Here is a 21,310-nt window from a genome sequence, read left to right on the forward strand (position 1 = left end):
GGTGCATCGTGCATCATCAGCCGGCTTTGGAAGAAAGATCTCGACAATACTAACGGCCCGCGTGCCTGCACATCGATCCTATCTTGCAGACGATCGATCAGTACTTCGGACGAACAAAGGAAAGAAATGCTTTATAAGGTAGCAGCGCTGGTGATCGGAAATGGCGCGTATCCCGGCGCGGAACTGAAGAATCCGACTAATGATGCTGAGGACTTTTCCAAAGTGTTGACCGGGTATGGTTTCTCGGTAACGACGCTCAAGGATGCGACACGAAGCGAGATTGACAGGGCAATGAAGGCATTTCAGGCTAGTCTGGCCTCGAGCGATGTCGGGATATTTTATTTTGCTGGTCACGGTCTTCAGGTAGGCGGTCAAAACTACATCACTGCGGTGGACACGGATTTTAGTGATGAGACGGTGCTCAAGTACTCGTCGATTCCACTGAACCGGCTCATTGAAAGTATGGAGCGCAGCAATAACAACACAAATCTGATCATTCTGGATGCGTGTCGGAACAATCCATATGAGCGCGCCTGGCACCGCTCCGTCGAACAGTCGGGCCTCGCGCCCGTGTATGTGCCGAAGGGGACTCTGATCGCGTTTGCCACGTCTCCGGGGCAGGTTGCACTAGACGGAAAGGGACGGAACGGTACGTATACGGAAGCGCTGCTGCGTCACATCCATACGCCAGACATTACCGTCGAGGAAACATTCAAGCGGGTGCGCAAAACACTGTCTGCCGTCACGAAAGGCCGTCAGACTTCTTGGGAGCATACCAGTCTGTCGGGCGATTTTTTCTTTAACGTGAGCTTGGGAAAACGGATCGACGGTTACGGCAAGCATGCGATCGCGGACAAACTCTTTGTTGTGCGCCCGGGCGTTCCCGGGAACGACATCATCCGTGACCTGCGCAGTCATAACTGGTATGTCCAGAATCCTGCCATCAACGCGTTATCGCCTGCAGCCGTGCAAGGCATCGATAAAGACACATTGTTCGTGATAGGTCGCAACATTTACCAAGCTGCTTGTGGAGGCTCGACCGCCGCCAGCGGCTTTTTAGCGAACTATTCGGCAAAAGCGGCCGGATACGGAGCAGAATTCGCGAACCCGATTCTTGATGGCATGCTCTTTGAAATATTCTTCAATCCAAAGGGAGAGATTCGCCAGCAGTTCAAGATCGGCGAATTCAATGTGCTTTTTGAATTGCAGGCGGATCCTGCATTGTCGCCCAGCTTCGACTTCATATCCGAGTGCCTATCGCTCTATGGGAGCCGGTTCTACCAGATCCCGGGCAAGAATCTGAAGACCAGTGTCGATGTGGTGTCGGACACAACTGATAAGGGTGAGCACATTATTCGAGGTGTCTATTTTGCGGGTATAGATGTGCTTCGCAATACTGATGACGAGCAGGCCGAGCTCGGGCTTGAGCCCATGCAGGCGGAGGCATTAATCGAGCGTATTTCTGAAGAGATGGTCATCCCGCTTGATCTACTAGCTGTCAGTTGTGCGTTTCCGCATGACCAGAAGACACGGGTGCTGTTTCCCTATGGGCATACGGTAAGCAAGGGCTAGAGTTCAAGCGGCGCTCGGTGCCGAGGTTTGCGGGAGCGCGAGGCACGCTCTATTGGAAGCCTCGGCCAGTAAGGGCGCGAGCATGCAGTAACTCCCGATAATGAAGAAGGAATGCGATGTACCAAGGATTCAATCTCACGCTAAAGAACGTTCTGTGGGATCGGCAGGATCTTGCATACGGGGAGTTGCTACACGCTGGGCAGCGCAGACAGGTGAAGGCGACGATCGATGCTTTTGCCGGTCACGATGGAGTCTTGGATGCATCGAAAATGCAGGCCAGTTGGTTTCCTCAGATCGATGCGCAAGTATTCATATCACATTCCCACGCTGACGCGACCTTCGCACTGGGTCTTGCAGGCTGGCTCAAGACACACTTTGACCTTGTCTCGTTCATTGACTCTTGCGCCTGGGGCTGCGCGGATGATTTGCTTGCACTGGTCGACAAACAATTCTGCAGAAACCCGGGCGGGGAAACGTACAGCTATTCAAAGCGAAACCGATCAACCAGTCACGTCCATATGATGCTATCGACGGCGCTCGTGACCATGATGGACAGGTGCGAATGCCTGTTTTTTCTAAACACACCGTCATCGATTACACCGGCTGACGTGATAGAAGAGGTTGGGACCGGGACCACAACATCGCCATGGATTTATTCGGAGATTGCCATGAGCGGGTTGATCCGTCGCAAAAGCATGAGCCAACACAGACGCGTGCGAGAGGAGGCGAGGGCGGTCGCAGATAGTCTTACGCTGCGATATGACGTGAGCGTTAGCCACCTGGAATCGCTAAACTCGCGTGATCTTGATGCGTGGAGGCGCGGTGCTGCGGTTAGCGATGCGCATCCACTCGACCTGCTTTACGGGATGAAACGCTTGCCTGGCTGATTTGCGTTGGGCAGTGTGATTTTCGTCCAGCCCGATGGGGCTGGATCATATTCCGAACTGTGCAATACCTGTTTTTGACCATGTCTTCCTTTCACCGAACGAAGGTTGAAGAAGCCGATAAGAACGGCAGAATATCGATTTCTGCGCGCCTACGCTGCAGTAATACACGAGCGCAGGCCAGCGAATCAGTGCGTAGCGAATTGCTTTCGTCGACCCGGGCGATCAGTCTCTATGATTGTGATCTTGGCACCGGCTGGCTTTGTCAGGACCGCGTTGGAAAATGCCTGACGGTATCGATGACGGTGTTGTCACCACCGATCGTGTCGAGGTGCGCCATCTTCGCGATGTTTTGGGCAAAGTTGGCACTGGTTCTCAATTGCGGGCCGGAGAGAGGTGGTAAGTGCCGGCAGTATTCTTCGGTATCGGCGACGGTATCGTGGCAATGTGAACCGGCGGAACGGCCGCCCATACAAGGGTCCAGCCCGCAGGTTGACAATCGAGTGGGCCTGTTTGCGCTTCTGCTTGCGGTCCTCTGTTACCATTTTTTCAACTAAGGTGGGCTCACCAGCAGAGAAGCAGCATGGAAAAGTGCTTCCACCGCTGTTCGTGTCAGAGTCATCGAATCAGGAATCAAGCCGCGCTCGGTAAGGAGAATTGCACCTTGGCAAGCCGTGACGCATTTCATCCAGAATCCAACGGCGAACAGCTTTGCTGGTCAACCACCGATCGAGCCGAGGTTCGCGAGCTGGGACATGGCGGCATCCGACCATGCATCGCAGTCAGCAAATTCCCGCTCGTAAGCAAAGTGAGTTTTACGTCGCTACCGGCTGAATGAACCCGCTCACGTTAGCAACCGTGCTAGTTCCGCTTTCCGCGAACTTGATTGCGCCGGCTGCCTTGAAAGCAGCACTTTGGCAAGTAAGCTCGATAATCTAAAAACATGGCATTTCCATTCGCGCGGAAGATGAAATAGCGAATAATTTATTTGTAAATGCATATTTAAGGTTTATTGAAGCGAATATTTCTACACCAGGAACCTTGTTTTTTACTAGTATTAGTCTTGTTGAGAACGGGCTCAAACTAATCGATCAGGAACGACGCCAGAATATATCCAGTCGACTTCCGAATTTCGATGTGGCCGCAGGCCCGTACGATTGATCGAGCCAGGTGATTTATATCTGCGCTTGTCATCGATTACCTGTCATATACATGCGCCGCGCTGTCAGGTTGGTGGGCAGGCGGCGGTAGAACGAAGCGATGAAGAAGAGGAAGTTGCTTCACCACTGCCAACGCTTCCTGCTGTGGTCATCTGTTGCACGGTTCGCTGGTATTTCCAGTTCAGTCTGAGCGAGCGCGACATTGAACATGTTGTTACTCGAACGAGGTGTCGTGGTCACGTACGAAGCGATCTGTTGCTGGTGCGACAACCTCGGCGCTGGATTGGCTCCGTGTGCCAAGATGGTGCAGCGCAAGCCGCGCAGCAATTGGCTCCTTAACGAGATGTTCGTGACGCCGCGCGACGAGCCATACGTGTCGTGGCGTGTAGTCAGCGAGCACGGTGCCGAACAGGGCGTGATGTCGCAATTAGCGGTGCGAAACCAACAAGCGACCGCATGGTCGTTTCCTGCTATTCCAGATTGGCGCGCGGGCAGAGGGCGTGTTTAGACATGAACGCAATCATTCTTACGCACGTCCAACTCCTAGGTGACAGCCTTTCACGGTGTTTGGAGGGCGAGGGCGATATTCACGTCGCGGCGGTCGTGAACTCCATCGAAGCGTTGCGCAACGCGCTCGTCAAATGTTCCGCGGATATCGTGCTCGTCGACGTGACGCAAGGCATCGACTTGTATGAGATCGGCCATGTCGCGAAGGCTCAACCCCACGTGGCCCTCGTCGCGCTGGGTCTGACCGAGCAGCGCCAGGAGGTCGTGCGCTGCGGACGCGCGGGTTTTTCCGGATACATTAGCCGTGAAGCGACGGTCGACGCCGTGCGCACGGCGATGGCCGACATCGTCGCGGGGCGGCAGACCTGTTCATCCGAGATTGCGTCGGGCCTGCTTCGTGCGTTGTTTCGATACGATTGGACGCCGTGTCCTTCGCCTGATCAGGAGTCGCTGACGCGGCGCGAATGCGATGTCCTTCGCTTGATTGGCGAGGGGCTCACCAACAAGGAAATTGCCCGCACGTTGAACCTGAGCGTGGCAACGGTCAAGCATCATGTCCACAACATTCTCGACAAACTGAGCGTGCCGCGTCGTGCGCAGGCGATGCAGCAAGTCCACAAGATGCCGTGGCTCGCTCTGGTTGAACGCGTGGCCAGCACGAATGCGCGCAGCGGTATGTCGCATTCCGACTAGCGATCGCCGGCCTGCACGTTCGCGTCCCACGTGGCACGAAGCAAGAACCGCAGCGAATCCTCGCATGTCGTCACTTCTCTGGACTGTCGTTGTCGAGCGCGCCGAAGCGCACGGCTTTCAGGTCGCTTTTCGCGAACAATTCGATTTTCGCGAGGTAGCCCTCATAGGGTTGCTGGTTTCTCCACTCCACGTCCTCGCGAACGTTCTCGACCTGTGTCTTGAGATTCCTGAAGGACTTGAAACCGCCTGGCGGGCGCGCGGGAATAATGTAGTCGCTGGCGAATGTCTTGCTGACCTTGAACAGTTTCTCGAGCGCGGTTGGACCCATAGTGTTGATGTTGGGCAGACGTCCCGAGAAGTCAGGCTTTTCCAGACTGACCGTCGTCTGAATCAGGGGCGTTGCTGATTTCCTCCAATTGCCGTTGTCGTAAACGTTCAGCCCAGCCTGCATCTGCAGCTTGCTGACGAAGACGTGGTCGCCATAAAGTTGTTTTTCACTCCCTGAGGGCCACGCGGGATAGAAGCTTAGCGAACGCACGTCGATCCACACGACACTGGTTTTGACGACCTTCTGATTCGTTTCGCTGTCGGTTTTGCGCACGAGCGTTTCTACTGAGACCTCGAAGCCGCGCACTTCGGTGCTTGAGTTGACCGAGGTTCGCGCTGGAATGAGATTTTCTTTCGTCCCGTAACCGCCCACCTTTGCGGTGATCATGTGCATTCTCTTCCAGTCGCTCTCACCGCCGCCCGACGTAAGCTGGTTCGCTTGCAGCAATGACCAGCCCTCCGGATCGTCTTGGGGCGTCTCGGACTTCACGTCGCTGGTTCGCTTGGAAAGCATCTTGACGCCTGAGTAGTCCGGTCCTTCAGGATCCCATCCCGCATTGATCGGCAGTTCCGGTTCTTTGCCGGTCAGTTTTCCGACGAACTTCTCGAGCTTGCGCGTCAGTTGATCCAGATCCGCGGCAAGCTGTTCCTGCTGCGCGCGGCGCTCCCTCGCGGCGTCACGGTCGCTCTGTGGCGGCTGCGTCTTTAGCTTGTCGATGACCGGTGCGATCGTGCCCTGATAGAACTCGAGCGTCTCCATTGCCGCCTGGTAAATTTCGTCCTTCTCGCGAAGTTTTTTGTCCGGAACCGGGGAGTCGATGAGACTCTTCAGGTAAAGCTCAAGGCCCGTGGGTCGTGACGCAATCATAAGCGTGGCATTTGCTTCTTCTCCTTCAAAGTAGACCGAGTGGGGCTCGCCGTCCGCGCCCTTGAACTTGCGCTTTTCGCGCCACCAGTCGAGGACGGCCGCGACGCCGGATTTCACCAGATCGATCAACGCTTCCAGTCCTGCCCTGATCTTGTCGATCAGCCACAGGAGCGCGTTGTCGACCTGCTCGCGCAGTTTGTCAATGCTGTCCCGCACGGCTTGCCCGACATCGCCCAGTCCGACTTGATCGGCGAGGAACCCGATGACCACGGGCATGCCCTGATGCATGATCTGCTCGAGTTTCGTGCCGGCCTTTTCGATCGAGCCCGCAGCGATGTCGAGCACGTTGTCGAGCGTGTGGTCGATCATGTCGACGATCTGCCGGGCCCAGCGCACCGCGGTGACGAGCGCTTTGTAGATGCGCCGGGCAACGTCGAGCACCTCGGACAGGCCGGCTGAAGCCGCCGCTGCCGCCGCCATCAAGGCCAGTTCCTCGCCGACCTTCACGGCGACCCACTGCGCGATATCGGTGAGGATGCTGAAGCCGAGCTGCTTCGCCTGATCGACCATGCCGCGCGCGTTTTCAGCAGGCGACTTCGACGTGTCGATGGATTTGTTCACCCAGTCGATCAGCCGCGTGATGCGCCCGTACCAGACCCGCGCTTTCTCGACCTTGACGGGATCGAAACCCTTCTTCTTGAGCAGGTCGAAGGCATGATCGACAGAGAGTCCAAGCACGTCGAGCACGAAGTAGAACACCGCCTTGGGATCGGTCCAGCTGGACGGCGGCGTGATTTTCTTTTCCTTCAACGGGCCCAGCAGCCACCCCTGCAAACCGTACTTGAGGTGATCGAGAAAGTGGCTCGCCAGCAGCTTGAAGCCGTGGCCAATCACGCGCAGCGTATTGCGCAGGAACTCGAGAGGCTTCTTGCTGACGACGGCCCACGCGTCCATCGCCTTGTTGGCGATGGACGCTAGCAGCTCGGGCGGCAGGTTGAAGATTCGCAGAACCAGGAAGAACACGGCCTTCACTGCGCCCATGAGGTCATGATTCTTGAACACCAGGTGGATGATGTTCATGACGTCTGCCTTGGTGCGCTGCCAGGCTTCGTTGTCGCGAACCAGCTCTTGGAACAGTGCAATCTGCTTGAGGATGATCGGCCCCAGGAAATCCACGATCGGATCACGAATGCATTGCGGCACCCAGTTCCAGATACGCTCGCCGAGCAGCAATGGCAGGCCCCAGATGTCGAGTAGGACCGCGCCGACCTTGCCAAAGAAGTCGAGCATGGAGTGCAGGAAAGTCTGCAGCTTGCCGAACGCGCTCGCGACCCAGGCCGAAAGCTGCTGCAATTCGGCGTTGGCCCAGTCGGCCAACCCGCGGACACCGTTGACGATCCATTGCAACGCGGATACCGCGACGGCGAGCGCGCCGTCGCTGAGCGAACCGAGCGCGCGGGTGAGCGCGTTGGCCACGTTGGTCAGCGCGTGGGTGAGCGAATCCGCCATGCGCGAGACGGCGCCCTGAACGCGGCCAATGGCGCCGAGCAGCGGCGGAAGCAGTGTCTTCTCCAGGTACACGCGCGACTGCACCAGCAGGTTGCCCTTACCCCAGTTCGCGCTGATCCAGCGAAAGCCCTGCACCGCGCCCGCCGCCGCCGCGCCAACTGCAACGATGGGGCCGGCCGGCGAGAGCATCAGGACGATGCCGCCCACCGTTGCGGCGATTGCAGTCAACTCCTTGCGGAAAGGCTCCAGCTTTGCCTTGATTACGCTCCATGCGCTTTCTAGCTTACGCTGCGCCCACTGGAATAGTCCGTCCTGCCCTTCGGGGCCGTCGCCGAATCCGAGCTTGTTCTTGAACCAGGTCCAGAGGTCGCTGGCAATCGAGCGGACCCACGCCGTGCCTTGCCAGATCCAGTTCGCGAACGCTTGCAGCTTGTCGCCGAGCCACTTCACTTCTTCCCAGCGCTGCCTGGCGTAGTCCTGGATCCAGGACCAGATCGGCGCGCCGATGGTGTTCCATATCGTGTCGAACACCTCTTTGACCTTCGTGACCACGGGCTGCACGCGCTCGACGATCGGCGTGATCAACTGCTCGGCAAGCAGCTCGAGCTTCGCGGCCGCGTCGCGCAGTGGCGTGCAGTCGTTGCGCGCGATTTGCGCCGCCGCCGTCTGGATCGAGGCGACGACCGGCCCGAATTGCGCCGCGAGCTGCTGTCCGAGTCCGGTGACCCCGCGCACCGGCGCGCTCAGCGAGTCGAACATGACGCTGGCGGCAGCGCTCGCGCGATCCTCCAGCCACTGCAGCGCGCCCGACGGCCCTTGGCGCAGGATCGGCACGAGCTCGGGCGCATACTTCCCGGCAATCTCCCAACCTACGGATTCGCCGAAGGCGGTGACGTCGCCGAGCAGCGAGGAGTCATCGCTCTTGTTGTTCGTGTCACGCTGCACGCTCGCGGGGCCGCCCGCCGCGCCGTTTTGCACCGTGTGGGTGAGTTCGTGCGCGATCAGCTCTAGACCGGCCGGCTCCTGCGGACGGTAAGCGCCCCCTGCGAAGAACACATGCTGGCCCACGGTGAAGGCATGCGCGTGCAGTCCGGCGCTCAGATTGGCCGCGCGCGCGTCCGTGTGGATGCGCACGTGCGCGAAGCTCACGCCGAACCGCGGCTCCATTAAGGCGCGCACGCTGCCGGGCAGCGGCTCGCCGTGTGCCATTTCGCTTTCCACGGCCTGTGCCGTCGAAGCGTCGAGATGCGGCTGGCCGCCCTCCGGGGCGCGGCTGGCGTCGCGTTGCAGTGTGATGCCGCCGGCCGCCGCGTGTTGTTGAACGGCGCCGGCGCTCGCCGGCATGCGCATGACCTGTGAGGCGACCGAAACCGCCTCGCGTTCGCTCGCATCGGTGGGCGACGAGAGGGTGAGCGCAGCCGCGCGCTGCACGGAAAGCGCCGCCGGCGGGGCGGGCGACGCGTCGGGTGAACTGTGCGAGCGACTTGCACGCGCGAGAAACGCGGCAGCTCCCTGATTGCCGAGTTGGCGCTGCAGCGTCTGCGCGCCGCGCGACGCAGATGCGGCAGCCGGCGCCCGCGCAAGGGCAGCCGTAGCCGCGGGCGCGGCCGTGCGCTCGCCGAGCCCCTGTTGCCGTTGCGCGTGTCGAGCGTGTGGCATGATGGCAGCGGATGGGAATCGCTGGCTCTTCGGTCCAGGAGGTCTATTGTGTCGCCGCCTTGTCTCCACCCGTGTCCTTCTTCGGTTCCGCGGACTTGCGCGAGAGGCAATCCAGGAAACCGGTCAACACCGGGCGAATCTGACGCCGCCCCTCCTTGCTGACAACAAGGCGAACTTCCGTGTTCGTACTCGATTTGCCGTCCGACTTGTTCTCGTTATCTCCGGTGTTGCTATCCGGTTCGGTGATGACCGCGAGCAGCACGCAATTGCAGTCGCATCCGCAATCGCAGACGCCGCGGTTGTGGTCGTCGTAGCACGCGCAGGGGTCCGGCGCGTCTTTCTTTTCATCTGTCTTCTCCTCTTTTGTTTCGCAACCGCACGCGCATTCAGGACGATGGTCGTACAGCTTGATCTGGAAGCCGTCGACGCTGCGCGTATTCACCGTCTGGCCGCTGCTGTCGTCCTCGGAGCAGGCGACGTCTCGCGGGCTGCAGCATCGCTCGACGTAGCACGCCACCACGAAAATCGCTTTCGGCGGTTTGCCCGAGCACCCGAGGTCGTACACAAGGGTCTGCGCCTTGCAGATCTGGATCGGATTGCCCATGCAGTCGAGCGCGAGTCCCTTGTCGACGCCAACCGTGACCTCTTTGCCGTGGCACGTCAGCTTGGCGGTCACGCCAAGCCCGCACACCACGCCGCATCCGAACAGCGAGCGGAACATGAGGCGCATCAGGTCGCGCGTGTAGTCGATGCCGGCGGTCAGATCATCGGCTTCGAGCAGCAGGCCGGGGCTGTAGCGCGGACGTTCCAGGGTCGCAACGCCTTTAACGGATGTCAACTCTTTGTCTGTGCTCATGATCGTTTCCTCGAATTCGCGCGTTGCACTCAGGCCGTTCCGGAGTCTGGCGCCAGACTTTTCGCGCCGACCATGAAGCTGGAACGGAACGTCCCGCCAGGTGTGCCGTTGCCGCTCGGTAAGCCAACGAGGCCAATAGCGTCGCCATCGACCGGCTGAAAGTTGCAATCGAGAATGAGATCGCCGCGTATCTGGATCTCGATCATGAAGTCTCGCTCCGTGAACCACGAGTCCTCGTCGCTCCGGATTTCGTTGTGCAGCCAACGCGGGGTGACGACGATGCGCAATTCGCGCGTTTCGAGCGGCGGCGTGCCTTTGTCCGTGACGGCCGGGACCGGGTCGAGCCGTTCTATCGGAATCCTGCGGACAGCGAGCCAACCGGTCGGCTGTTCGACGATCGCCGCGGTCATGATGATGGCGTCGATGCGCAACGTATCGACCCGCACTGGCCGCGAAAACTTCACGGTGAATTGCGTCGAGCCTTCCGGGTCATTGGTGCCTGGCCGCGGCCGGAACCGCTTGGCGAACGCATTCCACGGAACAGCAGGATGCATGCGCCGGTGCCAGTCTTTCCAACTGACGTCGATGATATGGGTGAGATCGCAGCCGCGTATCAAGTCGTAGAGCACGTCGTTACTTTTGACGATGCGGCGCGGTCCGCACGCATCTTCGATGCATTCGATCGTGACTGGTGCGCACGGGTCGCTGGTCTGCGCGACGACAACTACCGCGAGGCAAACGCAGTCTGCGAGCGCGACGTCGTAGTCGCTCCAGCTAATCAGCGGACACGCCCGTTCGGGGCTCTCATGCGTGGCCCATTCGCACAGGCAATGATGGCTCCGGCGGCCCGGCTCGCTACAGAGATCTTTGCCGGCGCACTGGCATTGGCGCTCGCAACCGCGTTCGGCGCAGCGCTCTTTCTCATTGGTCAGCCGATTGAGCGAGAAGACCGCGGTTTCGCAGACAAAGCGCTTTTGCGGCGGCTCGCAGCCGCAGCGATCGCCGATCGGCGCGTCGCTCACCGGCTCCTCAGCGTAGTGCACGCAAAGCAGATACGTTCCCGGCTCGCATTCGTCCCACGGCTTCGACTTGTAGCCGTTGGCGTGCCATTCTCGCAGGAAGGTATTGTGCGGGCCCAGTTCGACGCTCGCGCGCGATTCAACCTCGCGCCCAGCAGCGTCGAGCGCGAGGCCGTGGCTCACTCTCACGGGGCGAGCCTCGCCGCTCGCATGCCCGTCCGGCTTTGCCTGATCCAGCTCATAGCCCCACACCACGCCCCAGCCGAGCACCGAGCGATTGATGAGCCGCCGCCGCCCGATCAGATAGTCCTGCTCGATCTCGAACTCCTCGGTGCGCATCTGCTTGAAGCGGAAGTAGCGATTACGCCGCGCACTTCCTGAGATCTTGCGGTCTGTGTCTTCCATGGTCGATCTCCTGGCAAGGACACCTGATGAACATCTACTGAATGCGAAAGCCGACGGTGAGCCCGTCGCGCCCGAGTTTTCCTGGCAGCGTGCCAACGATGACGGTGCGGCCAATCACGCAGTCGTCGTCGAGCACGCCGGGGCCCTCGGCGTCAAGCACCATGCCGTCGCCGTCTGGCGGCATCAGGGCCGGCACGCGCGCGGGCTTCCAGCGAATGCGCACGCACAGGCCTGCGGGCACGTACTGGGCGAGCAGGGCCGGCAAAACCGGTTCGGTCGACGCGCGCACGGTTTTCGGTGCATCGAGCACGATCGACAAAGTGGGCCGGATGCAGCGCAGCGGGTCCGCGTCGTTGGGCGAGCAGGCGAGCGCGGTCCCGTTGAGCCGTGACGCGCCCCCCAACACCGCGATGCGGGGCGAGGCGCCGGTCAGCAACAGGGGAAAGCGCGGTCCCGGAGAATCGCGGCTGCCCAACGCGACGAGCGGATGCTCGACCGTCACGTCCCGCAATTCGACGGTGGCATCCTCGCCGAGCACGCAGCCGAGCAGCAGCAGCATGCCCGCACGTGTGCCGCGTTGCGCGAGCAGCGGTCCGGCGCTTCGCAGCAGCGCGCGACGGCGCTCGACCGGCAGCGCGCTGTCCCACGGGAGATCGAGCCAGCTTCCGAGCGCGTCGAGCCAGTCGTCCGGTGCGCTCGCGGGATCGACGTGGCTGCCGATGCTGGCGATGCGGTCGTCCAGCGAGTTCGTCGTGGCTCCGAGCACGCCAACCAACCGGCGCAGAAAGTCGCCACCAACCGGATCGGCGCTGCGAAACATGCGCGGCAGATACTGATCGAGTCCGCGATCCGGATACAGCACGCGTAGTTCGACGATCCTCGGCCGGGGCGCGCCGGGCGGCGTCGTCACGCTTAGCCGCAGCCACAGCCAGCTATCAGAACTCCGGGACAACGGCACGGAGACGGGCGTTGACGCATCCGCTTTGTTTTCGATCACGACGGGATCGCTGGCCGAAGCGGCGAGCCTGTCCCAGATCTCGCGTGCGCGTCGCTGATCGGTCTGCGAGGTATCGGCGGCGAGCGTCACCATCTCGGCGGCGAGGAGGTCGTCGCTAGTACTCACGTAGTCGGCGACGATCGTGGCGCCCAGCGGCAGATCGACGAACAGGTCGGCGCGCAGCCAGCCCCGGTCCGTGCCGATAATCGGTGAATGCAACGCGGGCGAGAGCAGATGGCTGACCGTCGCGGGCACTTCGCAGGCGGGGCTGGAGTCGAGGCGCCAGAGGCCGTCGGCCATCGCGAACCACACGGTGTCGCCCTGCACCGCGAGATCGGCGGGACGCGGCGCTGGCGATCCCGCGGCGTCGAACAGGCGGTCCAGCGGCCCCGCGCGCAGCGCGCCCGTGCCGTCGAACACGAGCATGGACCAGCTCGCTAAGGGGTGCTCGATCGGCACGCCGCCGACCGCGATGGCATTGGCGCCATCCGTCGAGAGCCGGCGCGCTTCCCAGCCGCCCACGACTTCATCGAGCCTCACCTCGCGCAGCAGTTTGCCGCTCGCGAGATCCATCAGCCACAGGCTGATGCCTTCCTGGTCGAGCAGCACCAGTGTTTGCGCGCGCTGGATCGCACCGATCTGCGCAATCGCGCCCGCTTCGCAGGGCACGCGCAGACGCTGGCGCGGTCTTCCTTCGCAGTCCACATGAACGAGCCAATCGTGCCGCGACGCCGTGCGAGCGAGCAGCCAGACGCCACCGTGACCATCCGTGGCGATATCGCGCGCGACGAACGTGGCCGCGTCGGCGCCAGGGTCGACATATTGCGCGAGCGTGTGCGGACCCACGAAGAAGTCCGCCTCGAAGGTGTGCCGGTCGAACCGGCCCAGCTCCGCCGGATGCGCGCGGAACGCCCACAGCGCGCGCCGCTCCAGGACCCAGCGCGGGCTCTCCGTGAGCATGCCCGCCAGCGCCAACGTGCGCGTTTGCCTGCCGTCGTCGTCGAACCGGCCTGCCAGCGGCTCCGTGTCGGCGACATCGATGCGCCACAGCACCACGCCGTTGCGTCCCGCCGCCACGCGCCCGACCGGGCCGAGCGTACTGACGCGTCGCGCGCGCTGACCGACGGCGCTAATTTGCGTCAGCGCGTTGTCGCCCGCTGTGTGCTCGAAGCCGTCCAGCAGACAGCACGACCAGTGCTCGGGTTGCACAAAGCGATACACATGCGGCTGCGAGTTACTCATGGCCGGACTCCCTGCGTCGCGCGCTGCACGGTGATATCGCCCGGCGCGCAAGTCAGCCACGGAAGCTCGCGCGGGCCGAGCGATATCGGCTTGCCTTGAGTATCGCGGCCATCCCTGAGCAGAACGGCGCTCACGACCGAGGCGACACCGTCGACGGTACGCAGCCATGCCTTCACCGTGAGGGGGGCGAGCGACTGACCGAACGGCCAGGGCGGGTCGCCGGTGATAGCGCCCTGCACCGGCTGGAGGGCGGCGAGCAGACGCGCCGCGGCGGCGGCGCGGACCACGTCGAGGTTCGTTCCGGCGCTGGCATTCAGCACGGCGACGATCCGCACGGGGATGAACCGCGGGCCTTCGACCGAGAGCCGTTGACCGAGCGGCAGTTGCGGCGCAAGCCGCTGCCGGATCGCTTCGAGCCAGTCGCGCGTGGGCGTCGCGTCGGCAAGCGCGGCGGCGTCGGAGACGGTGCTCGTGCCGCTGTAGTCGAACTCCGAGTGCATCGCAATCAGCAACCGGTGGCCGCCAACGCCGATTCCCTGACCCACGTCGGTGTCGAGCTCGATGGCGCGCGAGACCCCCAGCGCAGGAATGGCGACGGCGCGGTCGATCAAATCCTCGCTCGTCACACACGGACGCGCATCGGTGATCGAACGACGCGCTGCGAGTTGCAGGTCGTCGTCCGAAGCGGCCAATGCGCCGCCCTGCATCGCCTCCGGGTTCACGCCACTGAAGCCCGGCACGCCACTGATGCCCCAGCTCAGGCCTGGGTTGAGATTGCCAGCCGGACCCTGCGTGACCGGATACTCCGCAAACAGGGTGGCCCCGGGCTTTGGCACGAGGCCATTGATGCCGTTGCCGAATTGCAGCGTATCGCTCGCGGGGGCGAGGGTGAACTTCGTATCGGACGGGATGCACGCGCTCAGATCGTCGATGGCGGTCCACTGCGTGGTGTTCCCGCCGTCGGTCGTGTTGACGGACAGCGGCGCGATATCGGGCGGCGGCGTCGTCACGAGCCCGCCCGACGCGGCGGATCGCAGCGTGTACACCTGATCGGGCGTCCCATCGTCGAATGGCTCGGACTCCCTGATGATCTGGTACTGCTGCACCGGCAGGACGTTCAGCGCGACGCGACGTACGCGCGGCGCAATGAGGAACCCGCTGCCGGCGCTTTCGATCGTGATTTCGCAACTCGCGTCGGGCGATGCGTTGCTTGCCGCGAGCGAGTCGAGGCTCACCATCAACACGCCGGAGCGCAACAAGCCCGCTGTCGTGTCCTCGATTACGGAGAGCGTGCGTGTGCCCGTGCTGTCGACCAGCGACACGCGTGGCTGCGCGCCGGGTGGCAGCGAACCGGTCATGGCGCCTAACGTGGCCGAGGCTGCCGGGTCGCGCACGATCTGCACGCCGATCGAGAGCGCGGCGGCGCAAGCGCTTGGTGCGGAAGTGTTTGTCGTCGAACTTGAAGGGGCAGCCGGCTCGATGAGCCGTCCAGCGCATTTGAGCACGAGCGTTGCCGGGGCGTCGCCGAGCGGGTCGAACGGACGAAACGTGGCGCCGGGCTCCTGATTCACCCGCGTCCAGTCGTGCACGGAGCCGTCGCCGTAGCGCGTGAGCAGGCGCGTGAGCGTCGCGCGGGTCAGGGCGATGGGCTGCTGCACGAAGAACGGCGGCGCGGCGGGCGATGCGGCGACGACCGCTTGCTGCTTGTCCACGATCGTGCCCGGCGGCCATCCGGCGGGCGGCGCGTCCATCGCGTCCATCGCGGGCCAGACGAGTCCCTGCGCACCGCACGGGCCGCTCGCCGCGATACCCAGCAAGCGCGCATAGGCGCGGCGCTCGTCATGGCGCAGGCGGGCGAGGGAATAGACCTGCGCATCGGCGACCCAGGCGAGCAGCTCGATCAGCATGATGCCCATGTCGTGGGTGTTCCAGTCGGTCCACCCCGGGCACTCGGCCGGGATCATCGACTGCCCGATTTCGAACAGTTGCGCGAAATCGATCGTATCCAGATCGAGGCGGAGATCTCTCATGACGATCCCCCCGCGCTGTCGCTCTGAAGGTCGACACGGATGGCGTCGGGCGTGACGTACACGAGCTGGTTCGCTGCAAGCGGCAGGCGGGGCGATCCGGCGAGCGAGACCGTGATCGACTCGATCGCCGCGACATGCGCGATGCCGTCGAGACTGGCGGCGATATCCGTCTCCGAAGGCACGTCGCCGAAACGCCAGCCGCCCTGATCGATCGCGCCGGTGGCGGGATCGAGCAGCGCGACGATGCGCTGCCGTGCGTCCGCTTCGATCGCCGCGCTGAATTCAATGGCGGCCGTCGTCATGCTCAGTTTGATCTGCGCCGCGACGAGCACAGGTGGGACGACCTGCAGCCCGCCCGGACGCGCGAACATGGGCGCGGCCTGGTCCAGCAGCGCGAGCCTGAGCTCGCGCTGGGTCGCATTGGACGGTCGCGGATCGTCGCCGCGCACCGCAACGACAAGCTTGAGGCCACCCGGCGTGGGCAGCGCGCGCGCTTGCGCGATGTCCGGGACGAATTGCAGCGCCAGTTGCTCGAAGTCGCCAGGCGTTACCGCGCGATCCCGCATTGCCAGATTCACCGACGCGTATTGCAGCGTGGCTTGCGCATCCTCGGGGTCGGTGCCGCCCGCTGCATTGTCGAGCGCGACGATGCTTTGCACGCCCGTCACCGGCGTGGTGAGCGTGAGCTCGCTCCATGCCGGCAGCGCGTTCGCCGCGCTATTGCCGACGCACTGATAGGTGTGCGCAACGATCGAGCCGGTGCCGGGCGGCGGAATCATCCCGTGCTTGCTGTCGCCGAAGGTGATCGTGCCCTTGTCGGCGTCGTCGTCGAGTGTGTAGACGCGATCCTTGGGGCCGCTACCCATCAGGTCGTTGACCTGGGTCCAGCGTACCCACGGACCCGGCCACTGACCGATGCTGTCCATCACGCTCGACGCATCGGCCTTGCGCAGCGCGGCGACGTCCTCGTCCGCGAGTGGCTCGCAGATGCGCAGTTCCAGGCTGTTCGCCAGCACCGGCGTGCGGGCGAGTGTCACGCGCTGGCCGGGCGAGCCGTCCGAGCTGCCAAGACGTTCGTTGGTCTGCGTTTCGGCCGCAGTCGCGGTCGCGGCGTTGATGTAGGCGCCTTTGATGCGTGGCTGCCAGTTCGCGGCGTCGGCCAACGCGTTGGGCCGCAGGCGCAGCCAGTAGAGCGGCGTGGCGCCGAACAGCATCGCCGCTTGCGGTGAGCCTGGCAGGCTCAGCGTCACGAGGCCGGTCTCGTTCAAGCCGCGCGTCTCATCCGAAGCCGCTACGTGCTGGAACTGTCCGTCGATCCACGCCTCGACCCGCAGGGGATTGGCGTCGTCGAAGTTGCCGTCGAGCACGGCGAAGAGCAGCGTAATGCCATCGCCCGCGATCTCGCCGTCGAAGCCGAGATACACCGCGCGCCCGCCAGCGGCAGCGGCGGCAGCAGCGGTGGATGTCGAAGCGACGGCGGACGACGCAGACACGGCAGCCGGCGCGCTCGCCGGGGCGCTGTCGTCTGCGCACGCGCGGCAACACGCCGCCGTGTTCGCCGCGTCTGCCGTATTGGCAGTGCCGGCTCCCGCGAGTTGATTTGAGAGCGGGGCGAAGTATTCGACGAGCGCGTTCGGTGTCCGGTTGGCTGCGGACTGGTCACGGACGATGCCGCCGTCCATGCTCACCACGAAGTCCGGCGCCACCGCATCGATAACCGAGTAGCGCGCGACAAGGCTCGTCACGTACGGGGGATGCAGCGTGCCCGCGCTGCGCTCGACGCTCTGTTGTGTCTTCCCGTTCGGGAGAGTGGTCGTGGTCACCGTCACGCTTTCCTGACCGTAGTCGCCGCTCACGAGCCGGGCGCGAATCCAGCTATTGGTCTGGCCGGCGACATCGGTGGGCACGAGTCCCGCGGGTACTGTAAATGTGACGTGTCCGCTGTGCAGCAGATCGCCCGTCGTCTCCTGCGTGGTTTCGAGCGGACTCCAGCCGCGCCCGTCCCAGAATTCCCACGAGAGCTTGGGGTTGATCGAGAGCGGGATCGTGGCTAGCGACCACGCCGTAAAACCGCCGAACACGTGAAGCGTGGCGACATCGGCTTCGAGGACGTTCCATGCCTCTTCGAGGATGGCCCAATCGGCATCGAACTGGAGGACACGCTGCACCGGCGGCGCGAAGGGACGCCCTTGCTTGTCGACGAGCCGCAGGCTGGCGTGATTCAGCACGGCGTGCAAAGCCGGCGCAAGCGGCTTGACGTTTACCGCTGGCCGCACGATGGCCGATGTCTGCAAGAGCTGGGCAATCGGCCGGTATGACACCGTGCCGGTACGCATCGACACCGTGCCTTCGAGCCTTGCCTTTTTGCTCGCGCCACTCACGACGATCTCGACCACATTCGCGATCACGATTTGCGGCGCGTTTCTTAGCGCCACGTTTTTGCGCTCGATGTAAAGCAGGCTGCCCACGGCAGTTGTCGTGTCGCCGGCATACAGGTCGAGCAGCGCGTTCGCACCCAACTTGCCGTCCATCGCGTCGCCCGTCGCGCGATAGACGACCGTGGCTACGGGCTCCAGGGTTGGCGCTTCAGCCGAGGGCAGCACGAGCGAGCGGCGCGTGTCGGACGCGACGATCGCCTGCACGCTGCGGATCGCATCCGCTCCATCGGGATGCGCGAGGTGCACGTAGAGGTCGGCGGGCTTGTCGCCGAGATCGAGTTGAGTTGTGAACGACACGGCATCGGAAAGCGCGGCTGCGTCCAGGCGCCCGATCGCCGTCGCATCGATATGCGTGAGCGCGAGCGAGCCGTCCTCGGTGGGGAAGGCGATGTCCGCGTTGTCAAAGGGGAGCGGCGCAGTCGTCATCGCGCCCGCACCGAGCGGACGGTCGGCAAACGCCAGTTCGTTGCTGCCGAAAGGGTCCCACATGGCGGGCTTCGTCTGGCCGTCGTCATCGATCACGAAGATAGCCAGCGGCGTGCCATTGCCACCGGTCGCGAACGCGAGTGCGCCATGGGCGAGCGTCGCCGTTACGCGTTGGGGGGCGTTCGGCGCCGCTGCCGGATTCGTTGCCGGTGGCCGCGTGAACTCGAACGCAACCAGTTGCTGTTTGCGGTCGCCGGTTGGGGTCCTGTCGGCGGAGATGCAACGTATGAGGCCGCTCGCTGCGTCGCGCACGGCGAGCGGATACACGTTCGGGTCCAGCCGGATGTCGGGCGCGACGCTCACCCAGCCGGCGATCGCGTCGCCGATAAACAGGCGGCCGTTGTCCGCGACGCACAGCAAGCCGTCGCCCTCGTTACCGCCGTCGGGCTGCGCCTGCGGCACGACTCGCACGATCCGCGCGAGGCTGACCTCGCGGTGATTGTCGACGAGTTTCAGCGCATGCCATTCATCGGGTTGCAAGGCGTCGCGCTGGAACAGCGCGCCACTGCGCAGTGCGTACGCGCGCACGCCGTTAGCAGGGCGGGTTGTCACGAGCAGCGTCTGCGCGGGATCCGGCTTGCCGTCAGGTGCGTCCGGCAGCGCACCGAGCGAAAACCAGCTCGGCTTGTCGTTGGGGACGTCCGCTTGCCAGCGCCAGATTTCGCCGCCGCCGCTGGCCGTCAGGTAGCCGGTGTTCTGGAACGTGAGCGCCCCCGGGCGAAGATCCAGATCGAGCATGACCGGGCGGCCGTCGCTCGCGGTGGGCGCAAAGGCTTGGGGCTCGAAGCTGACCGTACCCACGGGCGCGCCCGCGGCCGCGGCCGGCGTGAAGTCGAAGCGATGCAGCCTGCCGTCGCGGCCTACGCCCAGACCGAAGGGCACCCCGCCGGAGGTGAGCGCGACCGGTGGTGCGCCGAGCCCGTCGCCGAGCGTGAATTCGCACGTGACGGACGCGCCGACCTTGGCGAACGCTTCCTGGCTGCCGAGGTAGAACGCATCGAACAGGCGCGGGGTGGTGCCGAGCGGATAGAACGGAAAGTTCATCACGAGCGGCGTGGTGCCCGCCACGCCCGCCAGCTTGACGGACGGCCGCTCCGTCTTGCCGAGCAGATGCTGGACGGCGCTGGGCCAGCCGCCAGGCGGCGGGTTTTCAATGCTGATTTTCAGCGCGCCCACATAGCTTGCGTTGCCGGGTGGCCCGGGCGGCGGCATCGCGCGCAGCCAGTAGCCGGTCTGGCCGCCAATCGCGCGCGCGGTGGCGTTGCCGGCGAGCTTGACAAGATAGAGGTGGCCGTTGAAGCGAACCGCCGTCAGGTCGAGCCACGCCGGCGGCGTCGAATTGCTCACCGTACCCCACCACGACCACTGCGCATCGGGTAGCAGCCCGTCGCCGGCGACGATTTCGAACACCGCCGGGATCTGCACATCCAGCAACTCCTTCGCTCCCAGATAGAGCGCATGAAGCTGCTGATTCAGCGCCGCCAGACCGAACGGATCGAAGACGACCGAGCGCTTGAATTGCGTGCCGCTCACCAGCGTGGCTGGGGCGGCCGCATCCAGCTTGGCGGCCTTGACGTTGACATCGACCGTGACGAGTCCGCCGTTGACCGCATCGAGTTGGTATTGCCGGTTGTTCGGATCGACGATCACGTCGCCTTTTGCCAGCCCGAGTGGGGGCGCCAGTTGCAGTTGCGCGCCTGTGGCGGGCGCATCGCTCACCAGTAGCCACGAATTGGGCACACTGGCCGGCGCGACCGGGGTGACGAGCCCGGGAGGCGCTTGAAACCACCTGTCGCTGGCGGGGTCCGCGCCGATCATCGAGACGAGGCTCGCCGGGGTCAGCATGAGGCTCGCACGCGTTTCGAATACGACCGAGCCGGAAGCGAGATTCGCCTGCATCTGGACGAGCGAGGGCGCGCGCACCGCCTGCGCCCCGGCGCTCAGGCGGAACGCGACCGGGATCTGCGCGGCGCGGCCCGGCAGGCCGGTCACGCCCAACCACGCGAGCATGCCGCGATAGGTCTTCGCCGGCATCTGGGCGAGCCGCTGGGTCACCTCCGCTTCGATGCGCGCCGCGATGTTGAACAGCGCGTGCACGGCATCGGTGGACGGGTCCGCGGGCTGCAGCTCGGGAATCCAGTCTTGCGCCCGTGCGAGCAGTTCCTGCGCCAGCGCAGATCGCTGGCGCGGCTCGAAGTTCGAGGGAAAGAGCGGTTTCATCCCCGGCTACCCTGCACGATGCCCACACCGCTCTCCGTGAAGAAGAACGGGTAGACCAGATTGCCGGTCTGGTTGGTGCGGCGAATCCGATAGTCGAGGTTGATCCACAGGAGGCCATCGGCGGCGTTCAATGGGTCGACAGTCACGGACATCAGCTCGACGCGCGCTTCGTATTTGAGGACCGCCTCGGTGACCGTGCTCTCGATGCGCGTGATCGTCGCGATGTCGATGACCTCGAACGCCAGGTCGTAGATGCCGCAACCAAAATCAGGGCGCATCACGCGCTCTCCGGGCGCGGTGCCGACGAGAATCCACAGCGCTTCGCGCACGTCCTCCTCGTATTCCGACATGGCGACGCCGCCCGTAGCGGAATCGATCTGGACCGGGTAGCGCCAGCCGCGTCCGAGCCATGCTTTCCGTTCGTTCATTGCACGCTCC

The 21,310-nt window shown here is 63.5% G+C and carries 13 protein-coding genes; 4 read left to right on the plus strand and 9 right to left on the minus strand.

The features are described 5' to 3' along the window. The first annotated feature begins 126 nt into the window (after nucleotides 1–126). Both B0G71_RS07055 and B0G71_RS07060 read left to right on the plus strand, forming a co-directional pair. Nucleotides 127–1,572, plus strand: a complete 1,446-nt coding sequence (locus tag B0G71_RS07055; protein ID WP_116140684.1) for a caspase family protein — start codon at nucleotides 127–129, stop codon at nucleotides 1,570–1,572. Nucleotides 1,573–1,688: 116 nt separating this feature from the next. Further along, nucleotides 1,689–2,459, plus strand: coding sequence for a hypothetical protein (locus B0G71_RS07060; protein ID WP_181916732.1), 771 nt, complete (start codon nucleotides 1,689–1,691; stop codon nucleotides 2,457–2,459). A 262-nt stretch (nucleotides 2,460–2,721) separates the two neighbouring features. Here B0G71_RS07060 and B0G71_RS40900 read toward each other — a convergent pair whose 3' ends face one another. Beyond that, nucleotides 2,722–2,928, minus strand: coding sequence for a hypothetical protein (locus tag B0G71_RS40900; RefSeq protein WP_147308661.1), 207 nt, complete (start codon nucleotides 2,926–2,928; stop codon nucleotides 2,722–2,724). 81 nt (nucleotides 2,929–3,009) lie between these two features. After that, nucleotides 3,010–3,165: a DUF5677 domain-containing protein gene (locus B0G71_RS42600; RefSeq protein ID WP_404935462.1), complete on the minus strand. Its 156-nt coding sequence runs from the start codon at nucleotides 3,163–3,165 to the stop codon at nucleotides 3,010–3,012. A gap of 659 nt (nucleotides 3,166–3,824) precedes the next feature. Between B0G71_RS42600 and B0G71_RS07065 the strand changes: the two genes are divergently transcribed. Then, on the plus strand, nucleotides 3,825–4,124 hold the full coding sequence (locus B0G71_RS07065) for a hypothetical protein (RefSeq protein WP_116140686.1): 300 nt from the start codon (nucleotides 3,825–3,827) through the stop codon (nucleotides 4,122–4,124). A 95-nt stretch (nucleotides 4,125–4,219) separates the two neighbouring features. Then, a complete protein-coding gene (locus B0G71_RS07070) occupies nucleotides 4,220–4,816 on the plus strand; it encodes a response regulator transcription factor (RefSeq protein ID WP_258875513.1) in 597 nt (198 codons plus the stop codon). Nucleotides 4,817–4,886: 70 nt separating this feature from the next. Here B0G71_RS07070 and B0G71_RS07075 read toward each other — a convergent pair whose 3' ends face one another. From B0G71_RS07075 to B0G71_RS07105, 7 genes are read right to left on the minus strand one after another with little or no spacing between them, the layout of a single operon-like run. Continuing rightward, the gene (locus B0G71_RS07075) at nucleotides 4,887–9,179 is read right to left on the minus strand and encodes a DUF4157 domain-containing protein (RefSeq protein ID WP_116140690.1); all 4,293 of its coding nucleotides are present in this window, start codon (nucleotides 9,177–9,179) and stop codon (nucleotides 4,887–4,889) included. 43 nt (nucleotides 9,180–9,222) lie between these two features. Next, a complete protein-coding gene (locus B0G71_RS07080) occupies nucleotides 9,223–10,035 on the minus strand; it encodes a hypothetical protein (RefSeq protein ID WP_116140692.1) in 813 nt (270 codons plus the stop codon). A 29-nt stretch (nucleotides 10,036–10,064) separates the two neighbouring features. Continuing rightward, nucleotides 10,065–11,459, minus strand: coding sequence for a hypothetical protein (locus B0G71_RS07085; protein WP_116140694.1), 1,395 nt, complete (start codon nucleotides 11,457–11,459; stop codon nucleotides 10,065–10,067). Between the two features lie 34 nt (nucleotides 11,460–11,493). After that, on the minus strand, nucleotides 11,494–13,698 hold the full coding sequence (locus B0G71_RS07090) for a phage tail protein (protein WP_181916733.1): 2,205 nt from the start codon (nucleotides 13,696–13,698) through the stop codon (nucleotides 11,494–11,496). Then, the gene (locus B0G71_RS07095) at nucleotides 13,695–15,728 is read right to left on the minus strand and encodes a putative baseplate assembly protein (protein WP_116140698.1); all 2,034 of its coding nucleotides are present in this window, start codon (nucleotides 15,726–15,728) and stop codon (nucleotides 13,695–13,697) included. Before B0G71_RS07095 ends, B0G71_RS07090 begins: the two co-directional genes overlap by 4 nt. Then, nucleotides 15,725–20,872 carry a hypothetical protein gene (locus B0G71_RS07100; RefSeq protein WP_116140700.1) on the minus strand — a complete coding sequence of 1,716 codons (5,148 nt, stop codon included), beginning with the start codon at nucleotides 20,870–20,872 and terminating at the stop codon, nucleotides 15,725–15,727. The genes B0G71_RS07095 and B0G71_RS07100 overlap by 4 nt, the downstream gene beginning before the upstream one ends. Further along, nucleotides 20,869–21,300: a GPW/gp25 family protein gene (locus tag B0G71_RS07105; RefSeq protein ID WP_116140702.1), complete on the minus strand. Its 432-nt coding sequence runs from the start codon at nucleotides 21,298–21,300 to the stop codon at nucleotides 20,869–20,871. The genes B0G71_RS07100 and B0G71_RS07105 overlap by 4 nt, the downstream gene beginning before the upstream one ends. Nucleotides 21,301–21,310 lie beyond the last annotated feature (10 nt).

The organism is Paraburkholderia sp. BL27I4N3 (genome assembly GCF_003386115.1).
Lineage (GTDB): Bacteria > Pseudomonadota > Gammaproteobacteria > Burkholderiales > Burkholderiaceae > Paraburkholderia.

Bases quoted from the DNA above. Each gene is read 5' to 3' on its own strand.
- B0G71_RS07055 (WP_116140684.1), top strand. From the start codon at position 127: ATGCTTTATAAGGTAGCAGCGCTGGTGATCGGAAATGGCGCGTATCCC.
- B0G71_RS07105 (WP_116140702.1), bottom strand. From the start codon at position 21,300: ATGAACGAACGGAAAGCATGGCTCGGACGCGGCTGGCGCTACCCGGTC.
- B0G71_RS07100 (WP_116140700.1), bottom strand. From the start codon at position 20,872: ATGAAACCGCTCTTTCCCTCGAACTTCGAGCCGCGCCAGCGATCTGCG.
- B0G71_RS07065 (WP_116140686.1), top strand. From the start codon at position 3,825: ATGTTGTTACTCGAACGAGGTGTCGTGGTCACGTACGAAGCGATCTGT.
- B0G71_RS07090 (WP_181916733.1), bottom strand. From the start codon at position 13,698: ATGAGTAACTCGCAGCCGCATGTGTATCGCTTTGTGCAACCCGAGCAC.
- B0G71_RS07060 (WP_181916732.1), top strand. From the start codon at position 1,689: ATGTACCAAGGATTCAATCTCACGCTAAAGAACGTTCTGTGGGATCGG.
- B0G71_RS07080 (WP_116140692.1), bottom strand. From the start codon at position 10,035: ATGAGCACAGACAAAGAGTTGACATCCGTTAAAGGCGTTGCGACCCTG.
- B0G71_RS07095 (WP_116140698.1), bottom strand. From the start codon at position 15,728: ATGAGAGATCTCCGCCTCGATCTGGATACGATCGATTTCGCGCAACTG.
- B0G71_RS07075 (WP_116140690.1), bottom strand. From the start codon at position 9,179: ATGCCACACGCTCGACACGCGCAACGGCAACAGGGGCTCGGCGAGCGC.
- B0G71_RS40900 (WP_147308661.1), bottom strand. From the start codon at position 2,928: ATGGGCGGCCGTTCCGCCGGTTCACATTGCCACGATACCGTCGCCGAT.
- B0G71_RS07085 (WP_116140694.1), bottom strand. From the start codon at position 11,459: ATGGAAGACACAGACCGCAAGATCTCAGGAAGTGCGCGGCGTAATCGC.